This window comes from Streptomyces sp. NRRL WC-3605 (assembly GCF_001509795.1).
Lineage (GTDB): Bacteria > Actinomycetota > Actinomycetes > Streptomycetales > Streptomycetaceae > Streptomyces > Streptomyces viridochromogenes.
Window position 1 is genome coordinate 83,136 of record NZ_LLZN01000038.1, and the last position, 21,247, is coordinate 104,382.

General features: G+C 71.8%; 18 protein-coding genes and 1 riboswitch. Of the genes, 2 read left to right on the forward strand and 16 right to left on the reverse strand.

From position 1 onward, the window contains the following. Positions 1 to 361: 361 nt before the first annotated feature. Together ADL34_RS07160 and ADL34_RS07165 are read left to right on the forward strand one after the other, a co-directional pair. Positions 362 to 1,132, forward strand: a complete 771-nt coding sequence (locus tag ADL34_RS07160; RefSeq protein ID WP_062664582.1) for an ABC transporter ATP-binding protein — start codon at positions 362 to 364, stop codon at positions 1,130 to 1,132. Next, positions 1,132 to 3,666, forward strand: coding sequence for an ABC transporter permease (locus ADL34_RS07165; protein WP_062664584.1), 2,535 nt, complete (start codon positions 1,132 to 1,134; stop codon positions 3,664 to 3,666). Before ADL34_RS07160 ends, ADL34_RS07165 begins: the two co-directional genes overlap by 1 nt. A 77-nt stretch (positions 3,667 to 3,743) precedes the next feature. Here the strand turns inward: ADL34_RS07165 and ADL34_RS07170 are convergent, their stop codons facing one another. The 16 genes from ADL34_RS07170 to ADL34_RS07245 all read right to left on the reverse strand — a co-directional run bounded on the left by ADL34_RS07170 (position 3,744) and on the right by ADL34_RS07245 (position 21,175). After that, a complete protein-coding gene (locus tag ADL34_RS07170; protein WP_062664586.1) occupies positions 3,744 to 5,042 on the reverse strand; it encodes an SAM-dependent methyltransferase in 1,299 nt (432 codons plus the stop codon). Between the two features lie 190 nt (positions 5,043 to 5,232). After that, positions 5,233 to 6,624 carry an NAD(P)/FAD-dependent oxidoreductase gene (locus tag ADL34_RS07175; RefSeq protein WP_079033991.1) on the reverse strand — a complete coding sequence of 464 codons (1,392 nt, stop codon included), beginning with the start codon at positions 6,622 to 6,624 and terminating at the stop codon, positions 5,233 to 5,235. Positions 6,625 to 7,147: 523 nt separating this feature from the next. Continuing rightward, positions 7,148 to 8,152 carry a DUF2382 domain-containing protein gene (locus tag ADL34_RS07180; protein ID WP_062664590.1) on the reverse strand — a complete coding sequence of 335 codons (1,005 nt, stop codon included), beginning with the start codon at positions 8,150 to 8,152 and terminating at the stop codon, positions 7,148 to 7,150. A 151-nt stretch (positions 8,153 to 8,303) separates the two neighbouring features. Next, positions 8,304 to 9,245 carry a Ppx/GppA phosphatase family protein gene (locus ADL34_RS07185; protein WP_062664592.1) on the reverse strand — a complete coding sequence of 314 codons (942 nt, stop codon included), beginning with the start codon at positions 9,243 to 9,245 and terminating at the stop codon, positions 8,304 to 8,306. Then, a complete protein-coding gene (locus ADL34_RS07190) occupies positions 9,242 to 9,793 on the reverse strand; it encodes a DUF501 domain-containing protein (RefSeq protein WP_062664594.1) in 552 nt (183 codons plus the stop codon). Before ADL34_RS07190 ends, ADL34_RS07185 begins: the two co-directional genes overlap by 4 nt. A gap of 10 nt (positions 9,794 to 9,803) precedes the next feature. Next, entirely contained in the window at positions 9,804 to 10,292 is a 489-nt protein-coding gene (locus ADL34_RS07195; RefSeq protein ID WP_062664596.1) for an FtsB family cell division protein, read from the reverse strand. 93 nt (positions 10,293 to 10,385) lie between these two features. After that, a complete protein-coding gene (gene eno, locus ADL34_RS07200; RefSeq protein WP_062664659.1) occupies positions 10,386 to 11,666 on the reverse strand; it encodes a phosphopyruvate hydratase in 1,281 nt (426 codons plus the stop codon). A gap of 222 nt (positions 11,667 to 11,888) precedes the next feature. Continuing rightward, positions 11,889 to 12,566 (reverse strand): transglycosylase family protein, encoded by a 678-nt coding sequence (locus ADL34_RS07205; protein WP_062664598.1) that lies wholly within the window; start codon positions 12,564 to 12,566, stop codon positions 11,889 to 11,891. Positions 12,567 to 12,570: 4 nt separating this feature from the next. After that, positions 12,571 to 12,763, reverse strand: a riboswitch (cyclic di-AMP (ydaO/yuaA leader). A 209-nt stretch (positions 12,764 to 12,972) separates the two neighbouring features. Further along, complete coding sequence (locus ADL34_RS07210) at positions 12,973 to 13,971, reverse strand: transglycosylase family protein (RefSeq protein ID WP_062664600.1); 999 nt, start codon at positions 13,969 to 13,971, stop codon at positions 12,973 to 12,975. A 143-nt stretch (positions 13,972 to 14,114) separates the two neighbouring features. Next, a complete protein-coding gene (locus ADL34_RS07215; RefSeq protein WP_062664602.1) occupies positions 14,115 to 15,419 on the reverse strand; it encodes a cytochrome P450 family protein in 1,305 nt (434 codons plus the stop codon). A 19-nt stretch (positions 15,420 to 15,438) separates the two neighbouring features. Then, positions 15,439 to 16,416, reverse strand: coding sequence for a nucleoside triphosphate pyrophosphohydrolase (locus ADL34_RS07220; RefSeq protein WP_062664604.1), 978 nt, complete (start codon positions 16,414 to 16,416; stop codon positions 15,439 to 15,441). Positions 16,417 to 16,474: 58 nt separating this feature from the next. Further along, positions 16,475 to 17,113, reverse strand: coding sequence for a SurA N-terminal domain-containing protein (locus tag ADL34_RS07225; protein WP_062664606.1), 639 nt, complete (start codon positions 17,111 to 17,113; stop codon positions 16,475 to 16,477). A 151-nt stretch (positions 17,114 to 17,264) separates the two neighbouring features. Further along, a complete protein-coding gene (locus ADL34_RS07230; RefSeq protein ID WP_267891640.1) occupies positions 17,265 to 18,758 on the reverse strand; it encodes a serine/threonine-protein kinase in 1,494 nt (497 codons plus the stop codon). A gap of 38 nt (positions 18,759 to 18,796) precedes the next feature. Next, the gene (locus ADL34_RS07235; protein ID WP_062664610.1) at positions 18,797 to 19,411 is read right to left on the reverse strand and encodes a hypothetical protein; all 615 of its coding nucleotides are present in this window, start codon (positions 19,409 to 19,411) and stop codon (positions 18,797 to 18,799) included. Positions 19,412 to 19,604: 193 nt separating this feature from the next. Further along, entirely contained in the window at positions 19,605 to 20,348 is a 744-nt protein-coding gene (locus ADL34_RS07240; RefSeq protein ID WP_199835531.1) for an N-acetyltransferase, read from the reverse strand. A gap of 56 nt (positions 20,349 to 20,404) precedes the next feature. Further along, positions 20,405 to 21,175: an HNH endonuclease family protein gene (locus ADL34_RS07245; protein WP_062664611.1), complete on the reverse strand. Its 771-nt coding sequence runs from the start codon at positions 21,173 to 21,175 to the stop codon at positions 20,405 to 20,407. Positions 21,176 to 21,247: the final 72 nt, after the last annotated feature.

Genomic DNA, 21,247 nt, shown 5'->3' on the forward strand with positions numbered 1-21,247 from the left:
AACATGGGCCGGGCAAGCCGATGTTGTCTTATTTTATTGGCGTCTGAGGGAGCATCAGCCCACGGAACGGGCCATCCGCACTTGCCAAGAGCGTTGCGCGCGGCCGCCGACGCCGTGTGCGGAATGACGGAATTTCACCGTCCGAACAAGGACGCCCCACCTGTTCTCGCGCGGCCCGCCCCTCTTCTCGCGCGGTCCGCTCCTCCGGGCGCCCGTCATCCTCAGGTATGACGCGGGCGCTCGCGGTCCGTCCGCAGTCTCCCCCCGGAACCGGAACAGCGATGGACTACACGGCCCGATCCGGCCGGGACGATGGACGTGTCCTTCGAACACACCGTCACCCCCCAGGAGCGTCCCTCTCGTGACCACCGCATCCATCGCCGGCCGCGCCACCGCCGTGGCCGCACGTGCCACGGATCTGTCGAAGATCTACGGACAGGGCGAGACCCAGGTGGTCGCCCTCGACCGGGTCTCCGTCGAGTTCCGGCAGGCCGAGTTCACCGCGATCATGGGCCCGTCCGGTTCCGGCAAGTCGACGCTGATGCACTGCGTGGCGGGCCTGGACACCTTCTCCTCCGGGTCGGTGCGCATCGGCGACACCGAGCTGGGCTCCCTGAAGGACAAGCAGCTCACCCAGCTGCGCCGGGACAAGATCGGCTTCATCTTCCAGGCGTTCAACCTGCTGCCGACGCTCACGGCGCTGGAGAACATCACGCTGCCCATGGACATCGCGGGCCGCAAGCCCGACAAGGAGTGGCTGGACCGGGTCATCGGCATGGTCGGCCTCTCCGACCGGCTCCGGCACCGCCCCGCCCAGCTCTCCGGCGGTCAGCAGCAGCGCGTCGCCGTGGCCCGCGCCCTGGCCTCCCGGCCCGAGATCATCTTCGGTGACGAGCCGACCGGCAACCTCGACTCGCGCTCCGGCGCCGAGGTGCTCGGCTTCCTGCGCAACTCCGTGCGGGAGATGGGGCAGACGGTGGTCATGGTGACCCACGACCCGGTCGCCGCCTCCTACGCGGACCGGGTGGTCTTCCTCGCCGACGGCCGGATCGTCGACGAGATGTTCAAGCCCACCGCGGACAACGTCCTCGACTTCATGAAGCAGTTCGACGCGAAGGGCCGCACCTCCTGATGTTCCGCACCGCCCTGCGCAACGTACTGGCGCACAAGGCCCGTCTGCTGATGACCGTGCTCGCCGTCATGCTCGGCGTCGCGTTCGTCTCCGGCACCCTGGTCTTCGCCGACACGCTCTCCAACGCCTTCCGCAACCAGTCGGCGAAGAGCTACGACGACGTCGCCGTCGCCGTCACCTCGTACGCCTCGCCGGACGACCCCGAGGAGGAGCCCGGCCTGTCCGCGAGGACGATCGGGAAGATCGCCGCCGTGGACGGCGTGGCCTCCGCCCGCGGCCGGGTCGAGGGCTTCGCCGGGGTCGCCGACCCCGACGGGAAGCTGATCGGCGTCGGCTGGTCCAACAAGGGCTCCAACTTCGCCCCCGGCAAGGACGGCGAGGACTCCGCCTACACCTTCACCGAGGGCTCCGGCCCGGTGAAGGACGACCAGATCGCCCTGGACCGGGAGTCCGCCTCCAAGGGCGAGTACGAGGTCGGCGACCGGGTGCGCGTGGCGACCAACGGCCCGGTGAAGGAGTACACCCTCAGCGGGGTGTTCACCACGGAGGACGGCGCCGTGAACGCCGGCGGCAGCCTGGTCCTCTTCGACACCGCCGTCGCCCAGAAGCAGTACCTCAAGCCCGGCTACTTCGAGAGCGCCACCGTCACCGCCGCCCCCGGCGCGTCCGACGCGAAGATCCTCGACGCCGTGAAGCCGCTGCTGCCGGAGCACGCCGAGGCCCGCACTGGCCAGGCGCTCGCGGACGAGCAGGCCGACGACATCGAGCGCGGCATGAGCAGCCTCAAGCAGGTGCTGCTGGGCTTCGCGGGCATCGCCCTGTTCGTCGGCGTCTTCCTGATCTCCAACACCTTCACGATGCTGGTCGCCCAGCGCACCAAGGAGATCGCCCTGATGCGGGCCGTCGGCGCCTCCCGCCGGCAGATCACCCGCTCGGTGCTCGCGGAGGCCGCGCTGGTGGGCCTGGTCGCCTCGGTCGTCGGCTTCGTCCTCGGCATCGGTCTCGCGGCCGGGCTGCGCTCAGGGATGGCCGCGTTCGAGATGAAGATCCCGGACGGCCCGCTGGTCGTGGGCGCCACACCGGTGATCGCCGCGATCGCCGTGGGCGTGCTGATCACGATGCTCGCCGCCTGGCTGCCCGGCCGCCGGGCCGCGAAGATCCCGCCGGTGGCGGCCATGAACAGCGTCCACGCGGCGGCCACCACCAAGTCGCTGGTGCTGCGCAACTCGCTCGGCGCGGCCATCACCTCGCTCGGTGCCGGCGGCATCGTCGCGGGCGCCTCCTCCGGCGGCGATGACGGCCGGATGCTCATCGGGGCGGGCGCGTTCCTCGCGCTGATCGGTGTGATCGTGCTGATCCCGCTGCTCTCGCGGCCCGTGATCGCGCTGGTCCGCCCGCTGCTCGTCGGCCCGTTCGGCGTGGCCGGCAAGCTGGCCGGGCTGAACGCGGTCCGCAACCCGCGCCGCACCGGCGCCACCGCCTCGGCGCTGGCGATCGGGCTGACGCTGGTGACCGGCCTGTCGGTGCTCGGCATCACGGTCGGCACCGCCATCGACAAGATGACCACGGACAACATCAAGGCCGACTACATGGTCTCGATGGCGAACGGCGGCGACCTCGACCGGTCCGCGCTGACCGCGCTGGAGAAGGCCGACGGCGTCTCCGCGGTCTCCCCGCAGCAGAGCGTCTACTTCCAGGCCGGCGGCGACGACTTCGTCTCCGCCTCGGCGGTCACCCCGGGCGACATCGAGCGGGTCCTGCGGATGGACCTGGTGAGCGGCGACCTCTCCACCCTCGCCGACGGGCAGCTCGCCGTCGCCGAGAAGACGGCCCGCGGCAAGGGCTGGAAGACCGGCGACAGCGTCCCCGTCACCTTCGGCGACGAGAAGAAGCGGACGCTGAAGGTCGGAGCGGTCTTCAAGGACAGCGAGTTCCTCTCCCCCGTCGTCGTCTCCACCGACGTCGTCGGCCCGCACGAGACCCGGCCGTCCATCCAGCAGGTCTTCGTGAAGATGGACGGCGGCCAGAGCGGCGCCAACGAGCAGGTCCTCGTCGACGCGCTGGGCGACAACCCCGCGATCACGATCATGGACCGGCAGGACATCCGCAACGAGTTCGGCGGTGCCATCAACACCCTGCTGAACATCATGTACGGCCTCCTGGCGATGGCCCTGATCATCGCGGTGCTGGGTGTCGTCAACACCCTGGCGATGTCGGTGTTCGAGCGGCAGCAGGAGATCGGGATGCTCCGCGCGATCGGTCTCGACCGGCGCCGGGTGAAGCGGATGGTGCGTCTGGAGGCCGTCGTCATCTCGGTGTTCGGCGCGGTGGTCGGCGTCGGTCTCGGCGCGTTCCTCGGCTGGGCGATCGGCGAGACCTTCGCGGACCAGGTGCCGGGATACGCCCTGGTCCTGCCCTGGGACCGGATCGGGATCTTCCTGGTCCTGGCCGGGCTGGTCGGCGTCCTGGCCGCGCTGTGGCCGGCCCGCAACGCGGCACGGCTGAACATGCTGAACGCGATCAAGACCGAGTAGCCGTACGGCACGAGCGGCACGGAAGAGGGCCGGGTCCCCACCACGGGGAGCCCGGCCCTTCGTCTTCCCGGTCCGGCTCAGCCGCCCCAGACACGGGCGCGCAGCGGCATCCCGGCGGCGCCGGCGTCGGGTGTGCGCACGGCCAGCACCTGGTTGACGCCGATGCGGTTGCGCTCGAACGCCAGCGCGGAGGCGGCCATGTAGAGCCGCCAGACACGGGCCCGCCCCGGGCCGGTGAGCTGGACGGCCCGGTCCCAGTGGTCCTCCAGGTTGGTGACCCAGCGGCGCAGCGTCAGGGCGTAGTGCTCGCGCAGCGACTCCACGTCCCGCACTTCGAACCCGGCGCGTTCCAGCTGCGCGACGGTCACACCGATCGGCTGGAGCTCGCCGTCGGGGAAGACGTACGCGTCGATGAAGTCGTCGACCTGGTAGGAGGATTCGTCGCGCTGCGGGCGGCGCCCGATCTGGTGGTTGAGCAGCCGTCCGCCGGGCTTGAGCAGCCGGTGCAGCACGTCCGCGTACTCCAGGTACCGCTCGGCGCCGACGTGCTCGGCCATGCCGATGGAGGAGATGGCGTCGTACGGGCCGTCGGCGACGTCCCGGTAGTCCTGGACGCGGATCTCCACCTTGTCCGTCAGGCCCTCGTCGGCGACGCGCTTGCGGGCGTACGCCGCCTGCTCCTGGGACAGGGTGACGCCGACGACCTCCACGCCGTACTCGCGGGCGGCGTGCACGGCCATGGAGCCCCAGCCGCAGCCGACGTCGAGCAGCCGCATCCCGGCCTTCAGGCCGAGCTTGCGGCAGACCAGGTCGAGCTTGTCGCGCTGGGCGTCCTCCAGGGTGCCCTCGGGGGGCGGGGCCGGCCAGTAGGCGCAGGAGTACACCATGGACGGGCCGAGGACGAGTTCGTAGAAGTCGTTCCCCACGTCGTAGTGGTGGCTGATGGCCCGCTTGTCGGTGCGTCTGGTGTGCCGGTGCCGGGGCCGGCGCACCTCCTCCGGCGGGGGCGCGGGCGGCAGCGGGAGCCCGCCGAGCCGCACCAGTCCCCGGACGGCGGCGCGCGCCTCGGGGTCGCGCAGGATCTCCAGCAGGCCGCGGGCGTCGTCGCCGCGCTCCCACACCAGTCCGGCGAGCAGGTCGAGCGCGGTGTAGAGGTCGCCCTCGATGTCCAGGTCCCCGGCCACCCAGGCGCGGGCCAGCCCGAGTTCGCCGGGCCGGTAGAGCAGGCGGCGCACGGCACGGCGGTTGCGGACGACGAGCGCCGGGGCCCCCGGGGGCCCCGAGCGGGAGCCGTCCCAGGCGCGGATGCGCACCGGGAGGGGCGTTCCCAGCAGTTGTTCGAGAAGGACCTGCAGCCGCTGCGCGGCGTCAGCCATGGCGCACACCTCCGTATCCCGGAATGTCCAACACCACGTAAACACCTGCGGGGGGCGCGCGCAGTCCCCCACGCGCGTCACGGCTGGGCAAACAACCGTTACGGAGTCCGCAAACGCGGAAGGACCTCCCGCACCACGGATGGCGGGAGGTCCTTCGGCCGGCCCGGGGGCCGGTGGGGTACCGGGAGGGTCAGGAGGCCTTGGCCTTCTCGCCCTTGTCGGCGGCGGCGCTCGCGGCGGGCACCGGAGCGGGCTTGGCGGCCTCGTAGAACTCCTCGCGGGGAGTCTCCAGGGCGCCGAGCGACACGACCTCGCGCTTGAGGAACATGCCGAGGGTCCAGTCGGCGAAGACGCGGATCTTGCGGTTGAACGTCGGCATCGCCATGCCGTGGTAGCCACGGTGCATGTACCAGGCGAGACGTCCCTTGAGCTTGATCTTCATCTTGCCCATGACGATCATCGCGACGCCCTTGTGCAGGCCGAGGCCCGCGACCGCGCCCTTGTTGGCGTGGCTGTACTCCTTCTGCGGGAAGCCCCGCATGCCGGAGATCACGTTGTCGCCGAGGACCTTGGCCTGGCGCAGCGCGTGCTGGGCGTTCGGCGGGCACCAGGCGTTGGGGTTGCCGGCCTTGCGGCCGACGAGGTCCGGGACCTGGGCGTTGTCGCCGGCGGCCCAGATGTAGTCGGTGCCGGCGACCTGGAGGGTCGGCTCGCAGTCGACGTGGCCGCGCGGGCCGAGGGGCAGGCCGAAGCGGGAGAGCGCCGGGTTGGGCTTGACGCCGGCCGTCCACACGATCGTGTTGGAGTCGACCTCCAGCCCGTTCTTCAGCACGACGTGGCCGTCGACGCAGGAGTCCATGGAGGTGGAGAGGTAGACCTCGACCCCGCGGGCCTCCAGGTGCTCCTTGCCGTACTGGCCGAGCTTGGGGCCGACTTCGGGGAGGATCTTGTCGGCGGCGTCGACGAGGATGAACCGCATGTCCTCGCGCTTGACGCTGGAGTAGTACTTGGCCGCGTCGCGGGCCATGTCCTCGACCTCGCCGATCGTCTCGGCACCGGCGAAGCCGCCGCCGACGAAGACGAAGGTGAGCGCCTTGCGGCGGATCTCCTCGTCGGTGGTGGAGTCGGCCTTGTCCAGCTGCTCCAGCACGTGGTTGCGCAGGCCGATGGCCTCCTCGATGCCCTTCATGCCGATGCCCTGCTCGGCGAGGCCGGGGATCGGGAAGGTGCGGGAGACCGCGCCCATGGCGATGACCAGGTAGTCGAAGGGCAGCTCGTACGCCTCGCCGACCAGCGGGGCGATCGTGGCGACCTTGCGGTCCTGATCGATGGTGGTGACCCGGCCGGTGAGGACCTCCGCCTTCGGCAACACGCGTCGCAGCGGGACGACGACGTGGCGCGGGGAGATGCTGCCGGCGGCGGTTTCGGGGAGGAAGGGCTGGTAGGTCATGTACGACCGGGGGTCGACGACCGTGACGGTCGCCTCGCCGTAGCGCATCTTCTTGAGAATGCGCCGAGCTGCGTACAGGCCTACGTACCCACCGCCTACTACGAGGATCCTGGGACGCTCCGTGGTGCTCATGCCATCGAGTATCCACCCGCCTCAGGGGGGTCGCTCGTGCGCCCCTTCACAAGCTCTTCCAGGGGCTGTGCTACACTCCCCGGCCCGCGTGACACAGGTCATGGTCGAGACCGGGAACCCGGTTCCGCTACGACCCGTTGTCAATGCCGCGTGAGCTGCCTCTCTGTGTCGGTGAGCCTCCTGTGAGGGGGTCGGGACGCGGTCCCGGCCGGTGCGTCAGGAACCTGCTTACACCGCCCATCTGAACATGTTCAAGGGCCTGTTCACCCCTCGGAAGGGCCATCCGGCCCCTCTTGGGCCCCGGACTTGACGGAAATCCTTGTGAAGAACTTCACGAAGTTTCTCCGAGGCCATGCCCGGACCGGCCCGCAAGGCCCCTTCAGGCCCGCTCACCCGTGCCGCCCGCCGCTCAGCGGAGGCTGTTGACCAGCGCCGTTCACCACGACGGGGGCATCAGCCCCGGCACTCCGGCGGGCGCCGGCACACCTCTCGGCCGGCGCCCTCGGAACCCGTGAGGAGAGCCCTAACGGGGACCCGGCCCCTTGCCGTGCGGCCCGTCGTCGGTCTCCTCGGCCTCGGCCGCGATGCGCTCCTTGCGGACCGTGCCGTGGACGGTCTCCTGCTCGGTGTGCTCCTCGGTGGTTAGGCGGACCCGCTCCACCGGCACGGCCTCCGTCTCGGTCACCGGCCGCTCCTCGTGCAGGACGACCTCGTGCTCGGCCTCGCCGATGTCCGGGCCGGACATCGCGGCGTCGCGGTTGGCGTCGGTGATGGGCTCGCGCTCCACGCGCACCTCTTCGTGCCGCACCGGGACCGTCTGCTGGACCTCCTCGGTGACGACGTACTTGCGCAGCCGGGCACGGCCCGCCTCCCGGCGCTCGACGCCCACGTGCATGCGCTCCTCGGAACGCGTCATCGCGTCGTCGTCCGTGTCCCGGCGCGCCTTCATGGCCGCGTCGGCGGTCCCCGGCGCACCCGCGGCTCCGGCCGCGCCCGTGGTCCCGCCGGCGCCGGCCGTTCCGGCAGTGCCCGCGGTTCCGCCGGTCCTGGCAGTGCCCGCGGTTCCGGCGGTCCCGCCCGTCCCGGCGGTTCCGGCGGTTCCCGCCGCCCCTGCGGCGCCCGCGACTCCGCCCGCGCTCGCCGCACCGGTTCCGCCGCCATGCGCCCAGCCGCCCTCGCCGGGCTGGTTGGCCTGGGACCAGGACGCGTCCCAGTCGATGCCGTAGTACTCGTAGAGCCGGTGCTCCTCGTCCACGGAGAGGTGGCCGCCGCTGTCGACGTCGACACGCGGGGCGTCCTTGACCCTGCCCTTGGAGTACGGGACCTCCGTGTGGTCCTCCACCACCGTGGCGTCACGGATGGGTACGAAGGACTCGCTGGAGCCGAACATGCCCGTCTTGACCGACATCCACTCCGGGCGGCCCGTCGCGTCGTCGACGTAGACGTGCTTGGCCTCGCCGATCTTCTTGCCGTCCTCGCCCAGGACCGCATGGTCCAGGACGTTCCCTATCTGCTCCCTGGTGATCATGGTTCGCCTCGCCCTTCTCGTGGAGTTCGTCCCTTGGCGGGTACACCCCCACAAAAAGGGCAAAACAACTTAATGCCGATGAAAACCGGCTACTTTTCGAAAGTGCCGACGACCCCTCGACGCTCCCGCGTCACCCCCGAGCGCCGACGGATCACACCAGCGACCAAGCGATGCCGTCCAGGATGTCGTGCTCGCTGACCACGACCTCCTCGGCGCCGACGCGCTCCATGATCGCGAGCAGCACCAGGGCGCCCGCCGCGATGACGTCGACCCGGCCCGGGTGCATGGACGGCACGGCCGCCCGCTCGGCGTGCGTGGAGCGCAGCAGCCACTCGGTGATCTCCCGGACCCGGTCCCGGGTGACCCGGGAGTGGTGGATGCGGGCCGAGTCGTACTCCGGCAGGTCCTGGGCGATCGCCGACACCGTGGTCACCGAGCCGGCCAGCCCGACCAGCGTCCGCGCCTCGCGCAGCGGCACCGTCTCCTCGGCGAGGTCCAGGGCCGCCTCGATGTCGGCCCGTACGGCCTCGATCTGCGCGGCGGAGGGCGGGTCGGAGACGACGCCGTCCTGGACCAGGTGACGCTCCGTCATCCGGACGCAGCCGACGTCCACCGAGCGCGCCGAGCGCACGTGCTCCTCGCCGACGACGAACTCGGTCGAGCCGCCGCCGATGTCCACGACGAGGTACGGCCGCTTCAGGTCGGCCCGCCCGGTCAGTTCGCGCGTGGCGCCGGTGAAGGAGAACTCGGCCTCCTGGTCGCCGGTGACGACCTCGGGCTCGACGCCCAGGATGTCCACGACCCCGCGGACGAAGTCGTCGCGGTTCTCGGCGTCCCGGGAGGCGGAGGTGGCCACGAACCGCACCCGCTCGGCGCCGTGCTCCGCGATGACGGCCGCGTACTCGCGGCAGGCGGCGAAGGTGCGCTCCAGCGCCTCGGGCGCCAGCCGGCCGGTGCGGTCGACGCCCTGGCCGAGCCGCACGATCGTCATCCGCCGGTCCAGCTCGACGAGTTCACCGGTGTCCGGGTGCACGTCGGCGACGAGCAGCCGGATGGAGTTGGTGCCGCAGTCGACGGCCGCGACCCGGGTCACCGGTCCCCCTCCTGCTCGGGACGCTCGGGGTGCGCGGGAAGCGTCACGCAGGCGCCCTTGCTCCACCACTGCGGCAGCATCGCCAGCGCCTCGTCGCCCAGCGGGTTGACGCCGGGTCCGGCGGCCAGCGAGTGCGCCACCAGCACGTGCAGGCACTTCACGCGGTCCGGCATGCCGCCCGCGCTGGGGAAGCCCGTCAGCTCCTCGATCTCGTCCCGCCGCCGGATGTAGTCCTCGTGCGCCGCGCGGTAGGCGGCGGCCAGCTCGGGGTCGCTCTCCAGACGCGCCGTCATCTCCTTCATCACGCCGTTGGCCTCCAGCGTGCCGATCGCCGACGACGCCTTCGGGCACGTCAGGTAGTACAGCGTCGGGAAGGGAGTGCCGTCGGGCAGGCGCGGGGCCGTCTCGACCACGTCCGGCTGGCCGCAGGGGCACCGGTGCGCGATCGCGCGCAGTCCGCGCGGGGGGCGGCCGAGCTGCTGCTTGAAGGCCTCGACGTCCGCGTCGGTGGGCTCGGTGCGCGGGGTGGGCGGCGGGGGCGTTTCCATGCCTGTCTTTCTATCGTCTCTGTTCGCTGCGGGCGGCGTCGGCCTTGTCGACGCCCTCCCAGAGGTTCGTGTACCAGGGGCGGTGGGCCGCGCCCAGGTCGGTCCGGGACTGCTTGGCCGCGTCCGGGTCGATGACGACGTAGCCGGTCTCACCGGGCATCACGTAGTGCAGCCGCAGCCGGATCTGCTGCTCGGCGTAGGCGTCGTCCTGCCAGCGGGCCTTGAGGTCGCGCAGCTCCTCGACGCGCCGGGCGGTCGCGGCCTTCTCCCGCTGGAGGTCGGCGATCTCGGCGCGCTGGGAGACGTACTGCCTTATCGGGTACGCCATGGCGACGACGAGGGTGCAGACGACCAGCGCGAGCAGGGCGGCGCGTCCGGTGAGTCGGGAGCGCCGGGCCTGCCGCTTGGTCTGGGAGCGGTAGACGCGGGCCGCCGTCTGCTCCCCGAGCAACCGGATCCTGGTCGCGGTGGAGAACCGGTCCCGGTCCTTCACGGCCATGTCCCGCCTCCGTCTCAACGCGCGTACGTCCCCGCACACGGTACGGGACCGAGTACGGGGACGTACGTACGACGCTTCCTACGGGTGCGTGCCTCAGCCCTTGAAGCGGGGGAACGCGCTGCGGCCGGCGTACACCGCGGCGTCGTCGAGGATCTCCTCGATGCGCAGCAGCTGGTTGTACTTGGCGACGCGCTCGGAGCGGGCCGGGGCGCCGGTCTTGATCTGGCCGCAGTTGGTGGCGACGGCCAGGTCGGCGATGGTGACGTCCTCGGTCTCGCCGGAGCGGTGGGACATCATGCACTTGAAGCCGTTGCGCTGGGCCAGCTCGACGGCGTCCAGGGTCTCGGTGAGCGAGCCGATCTGGTTCACCTTCACCAGCAGGGCGTTGGCGGCGCCCTCCTCGATGCCGCGGGCGAGGCGCTCGGGGTTGGTGACGAACAGGTCGTCGCCGACGAGCTGGACCTTGTCACCGAGCTTGTCGGTGATGGTCTTCCAGCCGTCCCAGTCGTCCTCGAACAGCGGGTCCTCGATGGACACGAGCGGGTACGCGTCGACGAGCTCCGCGTAGTACTCGGTCATCTCGGCCGCCGAGCGCTCCTTGCCCTCGAAGGTGTAGACGCCGTCCTTGTAGAACTCGGAGGCGGCCACGTCGAGGGCCAGGGCGATCTGCTCGCCGGGGGTGTAGCCGGCTTCCTTGATCGCCTCGAGGATGAGGTCGAGGGCCTCGCGGTTGGAGCCCAGGTTCGGGGCGAAGCCGCCCTCGTCGCCGAGGCCGGTGGCCAGGCCCTTGTTCTTCAGGACCTTCTTCAGGGTGTGGTAGACCTCGGCGCCCCAGCGCAGCGCCTCGGAGAAGGACTCCGCGCCGATCGGGGCGATCATGAACTCCTGGATGTCCACGTTGGAGTCGGCGTGCGAGCCGCCGTTCAGGATGTTCATCATCGGCACCGGCAGCAGGTGCGCGTTCGGGCCGCCCAGGTAGCGGAAGAGCGGGAGGTCGCTGGCCTCGGAGGCGGCGTGGGCGACGGCGAGCGAGACGCCGAGGATGGCGTTGGCGCCGAGGGAGCCCTTGTTGTCGGTGGCGTCCAGGTCGAACATGGCCTGGTCGATCAGACGCTGCTCGGTGGCGTCGTAGCCGACGAGCTCCGGGCCGATCTGCTCGATGACGGCGAGGACGGCCTTCTCGACGCCCTTGCCGAGGTAACGGTTGGTGTCACCGTCGCGCAGCTCGATGGCCTCGAAGGCGCCGGTGGAGGCGCCGGACGGGACGGCGGCACGACCCGTGCTGCCGTCGTCGAGGCCGACCTCGACCTCGACCGTGGGATTGCCTCGGGAGTCCAGGATTTCCCGGGCTACGACGACGTCGATGGACGGCACGAGCATCTCCTTCGTGATGTGAAGCCTGTACGCAGCCCGCGGTGGGTGCTGCGGGATGAGCCTAACCGGCTCCGGGGCCTCGGCCGGCGGTCCACCGCCCTGTGGACAGAACCGAGAGCGAATTGTTTCCGAACGGAACAAAAAGCGGGCCCCTACATCTACACAGAACCCCGCCCCGGCGCGTACGGGGGAACACGCGCCGGGGCGGGGAGCCTGTGGGTCCTACTTCAGGTGGAGCTGCTGACCCGGGTAGATCAGGTCGGCGTCCTGGACGATGTCCTTGTTCAGCTTGAAGAGCTTCTCCCAGCCGCCCTTGACGTCGTGGTCGGCGGCGATCGTGCTCAGGGTGTCGCCCTTGACGACCTTGTACTCGCCGTCGCCCTTCTTGACCTTCTTGCCGGTCGGGGTGGTGACGGTCTTGGTGCTCTTCTCGGCCGCCGGACGCTCGGCGGAGCGGGAGGCCGGCTTCTCCTCGGTGGAGCGGGTGCTCTGCTCGCCACCGGTGGCGGAGGAGCCGTTGTAGGCCGCGCTCGACAGGCCGGTGCCGCAGTTCGGCCAGGCGCCCTTGCCCTGGCTCGCGAGGACCTTCTCGGCTATCGCGATCTGCTGGGCCTTGCTGGCCTGGTCGGCGGTGGAGGCGTACTGCGTGCCGCCGTAGGCCGCCCAGGTCGAGGCGGAGAACTGCAGGCCGCCGTAGTAGCCGTTGCCGGTGTTGATCGACCAGTTGCCGCCGGACTCGCACTGGGCGACGGCGTCCCACTCGGAGGCGGTGGCGGCCGAGGCGCTGCCGGCGGCCATCAGGGGGCCGGCGACGGCGGCGGCGCCGGTGACGCCGACGACGGCGATGGCGCGGGCAGCCTTGGAAGGACGGCGGTGCTTGGCCTTGCTGGAGAACAGCATGGAGAGATCCCCTCACCGACGCCTACGAGGTGAGCTGTCGGGTTCGGGCCGGTTGAGTTGCCCGGTCGCGCATCGCTGGTGCGTGCTGCGCGACTTCACCCCAAGCCGGTTCCGGCCGTCCGGCCCCGAAGGACCTCGACTTCCGGACCCGGCGCTTACCTTGGGTCCCCCGCTCCTGCCTACGGCGCATGACGCGACGACTGTTCCCGTACGGCCGCCGGCAGGATTCGGCGTGACGGCTGTCGGGGCTCGCTCTGGTGGCGAGCGGTCACGACCGTAGACACGCCGCTCGGGGATTTTCAAAGACGATCAAGGCTTCTGAGATCTATCTCTCAGTCCATCTAAAACGGACATTCACCATGAAAGCAGGACGCGAACTGCCGCTTCTTTTGGCCCTGTTCGGTCGCTATTCGGTGGGGACGTCCAGCGTCTGACCGGGGGCGATGCTGTTCGCGTCGGCACCGATGGCCGCCTTGTTCGCCTCGTACAGCGCGCGCCATCCGCCGTCGACGTCAAGGGAGTCGGCGATGGAGGCGAGCGTGTCGCCCGCGCGGACCTTGTAGGAGGCGTGACGGCCGGAGGAGCCGGCGGTGACGTCCGTGGCCTCGGACTCCTCGGCGCTGGAGCCGCGGTGACGTCCGGAACCAGCCGGTACGTCCTCGATCGCGGCGGTGTCGACGAGGCTCCAGGACCCGACGCTCTGCCCGAAGTTGTCCTGATCGTCACTCTCGGGCGTCTCCACGGGGGAGCTGTCCGGCGACTCCGAGGCCGTCGCCCCGCCCGACTTACCGGCCTTCTCGGACTTGCCGGGCTTTTCAGCCTTGGCGGACGAGGAAGGGGAAGAAGTGGAGCTGTCGGACGATTCGGACGAGTCGTCCGGCGAAGCGCTCGGCGCGCCCGACGCGTCACCGGAGGCGTCCGAATCGCCGGACGCGTCAGAGGATTCGGACGAATCGAGCAAGCCGGACGAGCCGGACACCTCGCTCGGCGAGCCCTCGGCGACCCCGGTGTCGAGGTCGATGGCCCCCGACTTCTTGGTGAGCCCGTTCAGCACCGCACAGGTGCCCCAGGGAACCGTCCCGCGCTCCTTGAGGACGTCCTGCGCCACGGCGATCTGCTGGGACCGGCTGGCCAGGTCCGGGCTGGCGGCGTAGTCGAGACCGCCGAACCTCTCCCAGTCCGCCTGGGTCAACTGGAGCCCGCCGTAGTGCCCGTTGCCCGTGTCCGCGCTCCAGGAGCCGCCGCTCTCGCAGTCGGCGACCTTGTCCCACACGTTGCCGTCCGCCGCGCTCGCGCCCGAGGCGCCGAGGAGCGGGATGGCGATCGCGGAGCCGGTCACTCCGGCAGCGACGAGAAGAGCCGGAGCCTGACGGGGGCGACGGTGACGACCGTTCCCGGAGAGCATGCGGGGACCTTTCGCGAGACAGCGGTGACCAAGACGCGCGGAACCCGCGTGCCTTCGTTGATGGGTGAACGTATAGGCAGACGATCACTTGTCACAAGTTAATGCCGCGCAGATCACGTGAAGATCACAGAGGTGAGCGCGTGTCACGTTTGCGGAGCGGAACGGTCGCCTCCGACCGGGGTGAACTCCACCGGCAGGGTGCGCAGGCCCCGCATGATGAGCCCGCCGCGCCACCTCAACTCGGCCGGGTCGGCGGCCAGTCGGAGGTCGGGGAGCCGGGTCAGCAGGGTGGCGAGGGCCGTCTGCCCCTCCAGCCGGGCCAGCGGGGCGCCGAGGCAGTAGTGGATGCCGTGGCCGTAGCCGAGGTGCTGGTTGTCGCGCCGCCCGAGGTCGAGGACGTCGGGGTCGGCGAACCGGTCCGGGTCCCGGTCGGCGGCGGCCAGGACGACCAGCACCGGGTCACCCGCGGCGATGTCCTGCCCGCCGATGGTCAGCGGCTCGGTGGCGAACCGCCAGGTGGCGAGCTCCACCGGCCCGTCGTAGCGCAGCAGTTCCTCGACGCCGGTCTCCAGCAGGGCGGTGTCGTGGGCGGCCAGGGAGTCCTGGAGCCGGGCGCGCTGGCCGGGGTGGGTGAGCAGGGCGTAGGTGCCGTTCCCGATGAGGTTGACGGTGGTCTCGAAGCCGGCGAACAGCAGGATGAAGGCCATGGCGGCGGCCTCGTTCTCGGTGAGGTGCTCGCCGTGGTCCGAGGCGCGGATGAGACCGGAGATGAGGTCCTCGTCCGGGGTGGGCGCGTCGGGCAGGGCTTCGCGCTTGCGGTGGATGAGATCGGCCAGATAACCGCGCATCTTCTTCACGGAGCGGGCGACCCCGCCGCGCGGGCCGCCCTGGTGCCGGATCATCATGCCCGCCCAGTCCCGGAAGTCGTCCTGGTCCTCGCGGGGGACGCCGAGCAGGTCGCAGATGGCGTAGATGGGCAGCGGGAAGGCGAACTCGTGGATGAGGTCGGCCTCCCCCTTCCCGGCGAACCCGTCGATGAGGTGGTCGGTCAGCTCCTGCACGCGGGGCGCGAACGCGGCGACGCGGCGCGGGGTGAACGCCTTGCTGACGAGCCGCCGCAGCCGGGTGTGGTCCGGCGGGTCGATGTTCAGCAGATGCGTCATCAGCTCGGCCTTGCGCTCACCGGGGATGCCGGTCCTGCCCTTGGCGTGGGCGGGTTCGGCGTGGTGCGCCGGGTTCTTGGAGAGCCGGTTGTCGGCGAGCGTCTGCTTGGCGTCGGCGTACCGGGTGACCAGCCAGGCCTCCACCCCGCTGGGCAGCCGCGTCCGGTGCACGGGCGCGTTCTCCCGGAGCCAGGCGTACGCCGGGTACGGGTCGGTGGCGAACTCCCAGGTGAACAGCTCGGGAGCGCCGGGGGCGGGGGCGGGGCGGTGGGGCTGGTCGGTCACGCCCCCGACGGTATCGGCCCTACGGAGACACGCCCTCCGCGGCCCGGACCGCGTCCCGGTAGGCCCGTGCGGCGACCCGCAGGGCGGCCTCCGGGTCGACGCCGGCCTCCGCCGCCCGCACCGCCGTCGCGAGCAGCTCGTACCCGACGCCCTCCCCCGCCGGCAGGGGGACGTCCAGGCCGGCCGTGCGGACCCGGGAGGCCAGCTTCGCCGCGAGGGCCAGGCCGGGCTGCCCGAGCGGGATGCCGTCGGTGACGGACTCCCGCCGCTTCTCCTCGGCCTTCGTGCGCAGCCAGTGCTCGCGGACCTCCTCGGGGGTCGTCGCGGTCGCGTCGCCGAAGACATGGGGGTGGCGGTGGATGAGCTTGGCCACGATGCCGCCGGCGACGTCGTCGACGGAGAAGGGCGCCTCGGGGTGCTCCTCGGCGATCCGCGCGTGGAAGACGACCTGGAGCAGGACGTCGCCCAGTTCCTCGCGCAGCTCGTCGCGGTCGCCGTCCTCGATCGCCTCGACCAGCTCGTACGCCTCCTCGATGCCGTACTTGGCGAGGCCCTCGTGGGTCTGCCGGGAGGACCAGGGGCACTCGGCGCGGATGCGGTCCATGACCTGGACCAGGTCGAGGAGGCGGGCCCCTGGCAGGTCGTAGGAGGCGGGCAAGAGTTCCAGCTCGGGCATCGGCACCCGGCCGGTGCCGGCCATGCGGGCCAGGCCGTCGGTGAGCGCGGGCTCGCCCTCGCCGGTGGCGACGACCACGGCGGTCCGGCCGCCGGAGCACGCCTCGACCAGCTGCTCGGCGGTCGGGGCGGCCTCGTCGACGGTGATCCCGGCCTCGCGCAGATACGGCAGCTGCGGGTGCGCGCCGTCCGCGCACAGCACCCGGTCGGCCGTGCGCAGCGCCTGCCAGGCCGGCCAGGACAGCAGGCCGGGCGCGACGCGGTGGCTGGTGGTGAGCAGGACGATACGGCCGGGGGCGGCTTCGGGACTGGTTGCGTTCACGCTCCGAACGTAACCCACGCCCCGGGTGCGGCCCTTCGGCCGTCCCCGGACCGGCCGGCTACGCGGGCTGCTGGGGCGCGGTGACCTCGCGCAGCCAGGGGGCCTTGGCGTCCGTGCGGGCGCTCTGACGGGCGTCCCAGGTGCCGTAGCGGGGGTTGAGGTCGATGTCGAGCTTCTTGGAGGCCGCGGCCAGCGCGTCCCAGAAGGCGGGCTTGCCGGTGTCGGTGCCGAGCGCGGTGGCGAGCTTCTGGGCCTCCAGCTGGAGGCGGAGATTGTCGTCGAGGCGCTGCGGCGGGACGCCGTACTGCTGGAGCCAGGACGTCTCGAGCGCCTTCGCGCCGCCGACCTGCTTCTCCAGGCCCTCCCGCATCTCCTGGACCTCCTTGCGGGTGACGCTCACCCCGTGGTCGAGGGCGGCCCGGTGCAGCACCCGGTCGAGGACCATGGTGTGCAGCACGTCGCGCGGGAGGGTGCCGGACTTGGCGATGACCTGGGCGTAGGCGGCTTCGTCCGGGACGGCCGCGCGCTGGGCGTCCCGTACCTCGCTCACCCGGTTCTCCAGCTGGGCGACGGTGATCCGCTGGTCTCCGACGACGGCGGCCGCGCCCGGATGCGCGTCGCTTCCGCACGCGGTGAGCAGAGGCGCCGCGGCGAGCGCGGCGGAGAGCAGGAGCGCGGTACGACGGCGGCGGTGCAAGGAGACCTCCCGAGGGGCGCTTGTGCGACGGTGCACAAAGTCTTGCGGTGATCGATGGTAGGCAGTGGGCAAGCTCTGGCCAACCCATTCGACCAACGATTCGCGCGGGCTTCGGGCACCCGTCACCCGGCGCGGCGGCCTCGTTGCGCCGCTACCCGCGGACCTGGCCCAGCCATTGCAGGGTGCGGCGGACCTCCGCGGCGAGGGGGTGTGCGGGGCCGTGCAGGCGCTCGACGTCCATCAGGAGGCGGGCCAGGGTGTTGTGGGCGGCGGGCCGGTCGCCGAGGGCGAGCAGGAGGTGCCCGATGCGGCGGCGCACGTCGTGGGCGAGGACGGGGTCGCCGGAGACGTACTGGTTCTCGTAGTAGGGCAGCAGTGAGCGGTACTCGGCGAGGGCGGCCGCCGGTTCGCCGAGCTGTTCCAGGCACTGGGCGACGTCGTAGCGGAAGCGCAGGGACTGCGGATCGGCCTGGCCGGCCTCGGAGGCCCGTTCGTCGGCGAGGCGGCGCAGCTCGGGCAGGGCGCGCCGGTACTGGCCGTCGTCCATGAGCGTGGCCGCGTACTGCTTGCGCAGGGTGCGCACGACCGGTGAGTGCGTGCCGTGCTGTTCGGCGGCGACGGGCAGGATCGCGCCGAGGATGTCGACGGCCTGGGTGATCCGGCCCTCGCCGAGGAGCCGCTTGACCTCGTCGACGGCGCGGGCGACGTCGGCCTTCTCCTCGGCGGGCGGTGCCGGGGCGGCGGGCGCGGGCTGCGGCGCGGGGGTCCGGGCGCGGTCCGGCCAGGGCGCGTGGGGGCGCAGGAAGGGGCGGGTGGGGTCGAGGGGTTCCCCGGTGGGTGTGCCGCGCGCGGGCAGCAGCTGTTCAAGGGCGTCGTAGACCTCCTGGGCGGAGGCCGGGCGGTGCTGCGGGTCCTTGGCCAGCAGGCGCAGGACCAGCGCCTCCAGCGCCTCGGGGACCTCGGGGCGGGACCGGCGCACCGGCTGCGGCGGCTCGTACAGGTGCCGGTGCAGCACGCCGAGCGCGGTCGAGCCGGAGAACGGCACGTCCCCGCTGAGCAGTTCGTGCAGGAGGACACCGAGCGCGTACAGGTCGGTGTACGGGCCGACGGCGCCGCCCATCGCCTGCTCGGGGGCCATGTAGGCGGGCGAGCCGATCGGGGAGCCGGTGTGGGTGAGACGGGTGGTGTCGGTGTCCATGACGGAGGCGACGCCCAGGTCGAGGACGGTGACGGCACCGTCCTGCTTCACCATCACGTTGCGTGGCTTGAGGTCGCGGTGGACGATCGGCACCGCGTGCACGGCGCTGAGCACGGCGCACAGCTGCGCGGCGACCGCGACCGCCCAGGGCCACGGGTACGGCTCCCGTTCGGCGAGGTGGGCGGAGAGGTCGACGCCGTCGACGTACTGCATGACGAGGAACAGCTCCTCGCCCTCGCTGCCCGCGTCGTGCACGGTGACCAGGCCGGGGTGGTCGACCTGCGCGGTCACCCGGCACTCGCGCACGAAGCGGCGGCGCAGCTCGTCCGCCTCCTGCCCGGCCACCTTGTCGGGGCGCAGCAGCTTCACCGCCACGCGCCGGTCGAGCCGCTGGTCGTAGGCCGTCCAGACCTGGCCCATGCCGCCCTGCCCGATGAGGGCGGACAGCTCGTAGCGGCCGGAGACGACACGTCCCGCCGTCGCGGTCACAGCCCGCCCTCGCGGGTGCCGTCGGGCCGGCCGTCCTGGCGGCGCAGATAGTCGCTGAGCTCGTCGAGTTCGGCGCGCACCTGGTCGATGCGGGCGGGCGCGGGGCGCTGCGGGGGCGGCGGCACGGGCGTGGAGTCGCGCGGGACCGGCGGCACCGGGGTGTGGGGCGGGACCGACGGCACGGTCGTCGCGGTGTACGGCGAAGGGGGCCGCGGGTAGCCGTACGCCGGGCCGGGCTGGGGCTGGGGGGCGTATCCGGCCGTGGCGTGCGCCTGGTGGAAGTGCCGGATGTCGGCGACGAGGTAGTAGACGACCGCGGCGACGACACCGCCGAGCAACAGCAGGAGGCCGAGCCAGCCGCCCGCGGTGTGGATCTCGTCGCCGGGCTCGGAGCCGATCAGGTAGAGCCCGAAGTAGGGCACCACGATCGACGCCCCGAACAGCCACCAGTCGCCCGCCCGGCGGGTCACGATGGCCAGGCGCAGCATCATCGCCCACGTCAGCAGCCCGAAGCTCATGACGGAGACCACGACGAACAGCACGCGCAGGAAGACCAGCGTCCCGGTGGACGGCGGCCGCTTCACCGGCTGTGGGTAGCCGTGGCCTTGCATGACTGCTCCTGATGCCTGACGAGGTGGACGGACCCGGCCGGTCCCGCACGCTCGGGGCAACCTCGGTCGCGCGACGGCCGCTTCGAGCGTATAGGCCGACACCGAGGTCCGGTCACGGTTGTACCGGATCGTTGTCGTGCCGATCACCTCGTACGGCGCCGCAGGTGGCGGAGGCCGGGCTTCCGCTCCGTCCTCAGAGCGGGTGGCGCATCCACACGTTGGGTTCGACGTACACCGCCAGGTCCCTCTCGGGCTCGCAGCGCACCGGCACCAGCGCCCCGTCCACCTCGACGTCCCCCGCGGTGTCGAAGGGCAGCCCGGTCCAGCCGCGCCACATCTCCAGCGAGCCGACGACGGTCATCGAGGCCGGGGCGACGGAGTCGACGGTGGCTCCGGCGCGGACGTGGACCCGCATCCACGGGTCGTGCGGGAGCCCGTCGGGGCGCACACGGCGGACGTACTCCTCGACGGGGGTGTGCGGTTCGAGGTGCTTGGCGCTGGGCCGGACCGGCGCGACGACCTCGGTGAAGCCGTGCGCGCGGGCGTTGTCCCGCATCGCGCCGAGCATCCGGGCGGACAGGCCGCCGCCCTGGACGTGCGGGGCGACGACGACGGAGATGGCGCTGACCGTGTCGGGCCGGGTGCCGTTGCGCAGGTCGGCGAAGGCCCAGGCCAGCACCTGGTCCCAGCCGCGGGCGGGCAGGGTGCCGCGTCCCTCGGCGTGCAGCGCGAACGGCACGCTGAACGCGTGGGCGACGACCTCGCCCCGCTCGTCCTCGGCGAACAGCACGTACTCGGGGAGCTCGGCGGGGATGCGGCCGTAGTGGCTGTTCCCCACGAGGTCGTGCAGGACGACCTCCGGCCAGCTGTCCGCCATGGCCAGCACCGCCCCGGCCCGCTCGGGCCGCTCGGCCAGGCTCCACACCTTCGTCTCCATGCCGGTCACGGTAGGGCGGCCGGCGAGGGCGGCCAAGTCCTTTTCCGCGGGCCGGTTCAGCCGCCGCACTGGCGCAGCATGATCTCCTTGTCGGCCTTGGTGACCGGCAGTTCGTACTTGAGGGAGACCTGGGCGAAGCGGACCGCGTAGGAGCAGCGGATCGCCTTGCTGGGAGGCAGCCAGGCGGCGGGGCCGGAGTCGCCCTTGGAGCTGTTGGCGGGACCGTCGACCGGGAGCAGGTTGAGCGGGTCGTTGGCGATGTCCTGCCGCTTGCCCTTGGGCCAGCGCGAGGCGCCCATCTGCCAGTCGTAGGACAGCGGCATGACGTGGTCGATCTGCACGCTCGTGGCACGGGACTTGGCCCACTCGATGGTCCGGCCCGTGTACGGGTCGTCCAGCGTCATCGACATCACGACGCAGTTCGAGCCGGAGCGGAAGCGCACGTCCTGGCCGTCGCGCTTGAGCAGGTCGTTGCGGGTGTCGCAGCCGTTGCGGGAGAACGGGACGCCGCCGGGCGCCGAGTCCATCCAGGCGTAGCCGAACGCGTCCCGTTCGTAGCCGGTCTTCGGGCCGCGGCCCTTGGTGGCGACCTTCTCGATGAGGGCCCGCGCCTCGGCCCGGTCGGCGTCCGAGGTGAGGGGCGCGAGGCCCGGCCTGGTGCCGTCGGGGTTGTCCAGCGGGCTCGCCGCGCGTCCGGAGCCGGCGGCCGGACCGGCGCCGGACGTCCCGTCCGGTGCGGGCAGCTCGACGTTCTCGCAGCCTCCCAGCAGCAGTGCCGTGCCCAGCACCGCGGCGGCGGCCGCCGCCCCACCCCTCAGACGCCTCACGGTGCCGTCCCTCCCCTTGCCTGCCCCGGTGTACCGCGGTCAGCGCTGTGTCTTCCCCGGTTCCCTGTCGCG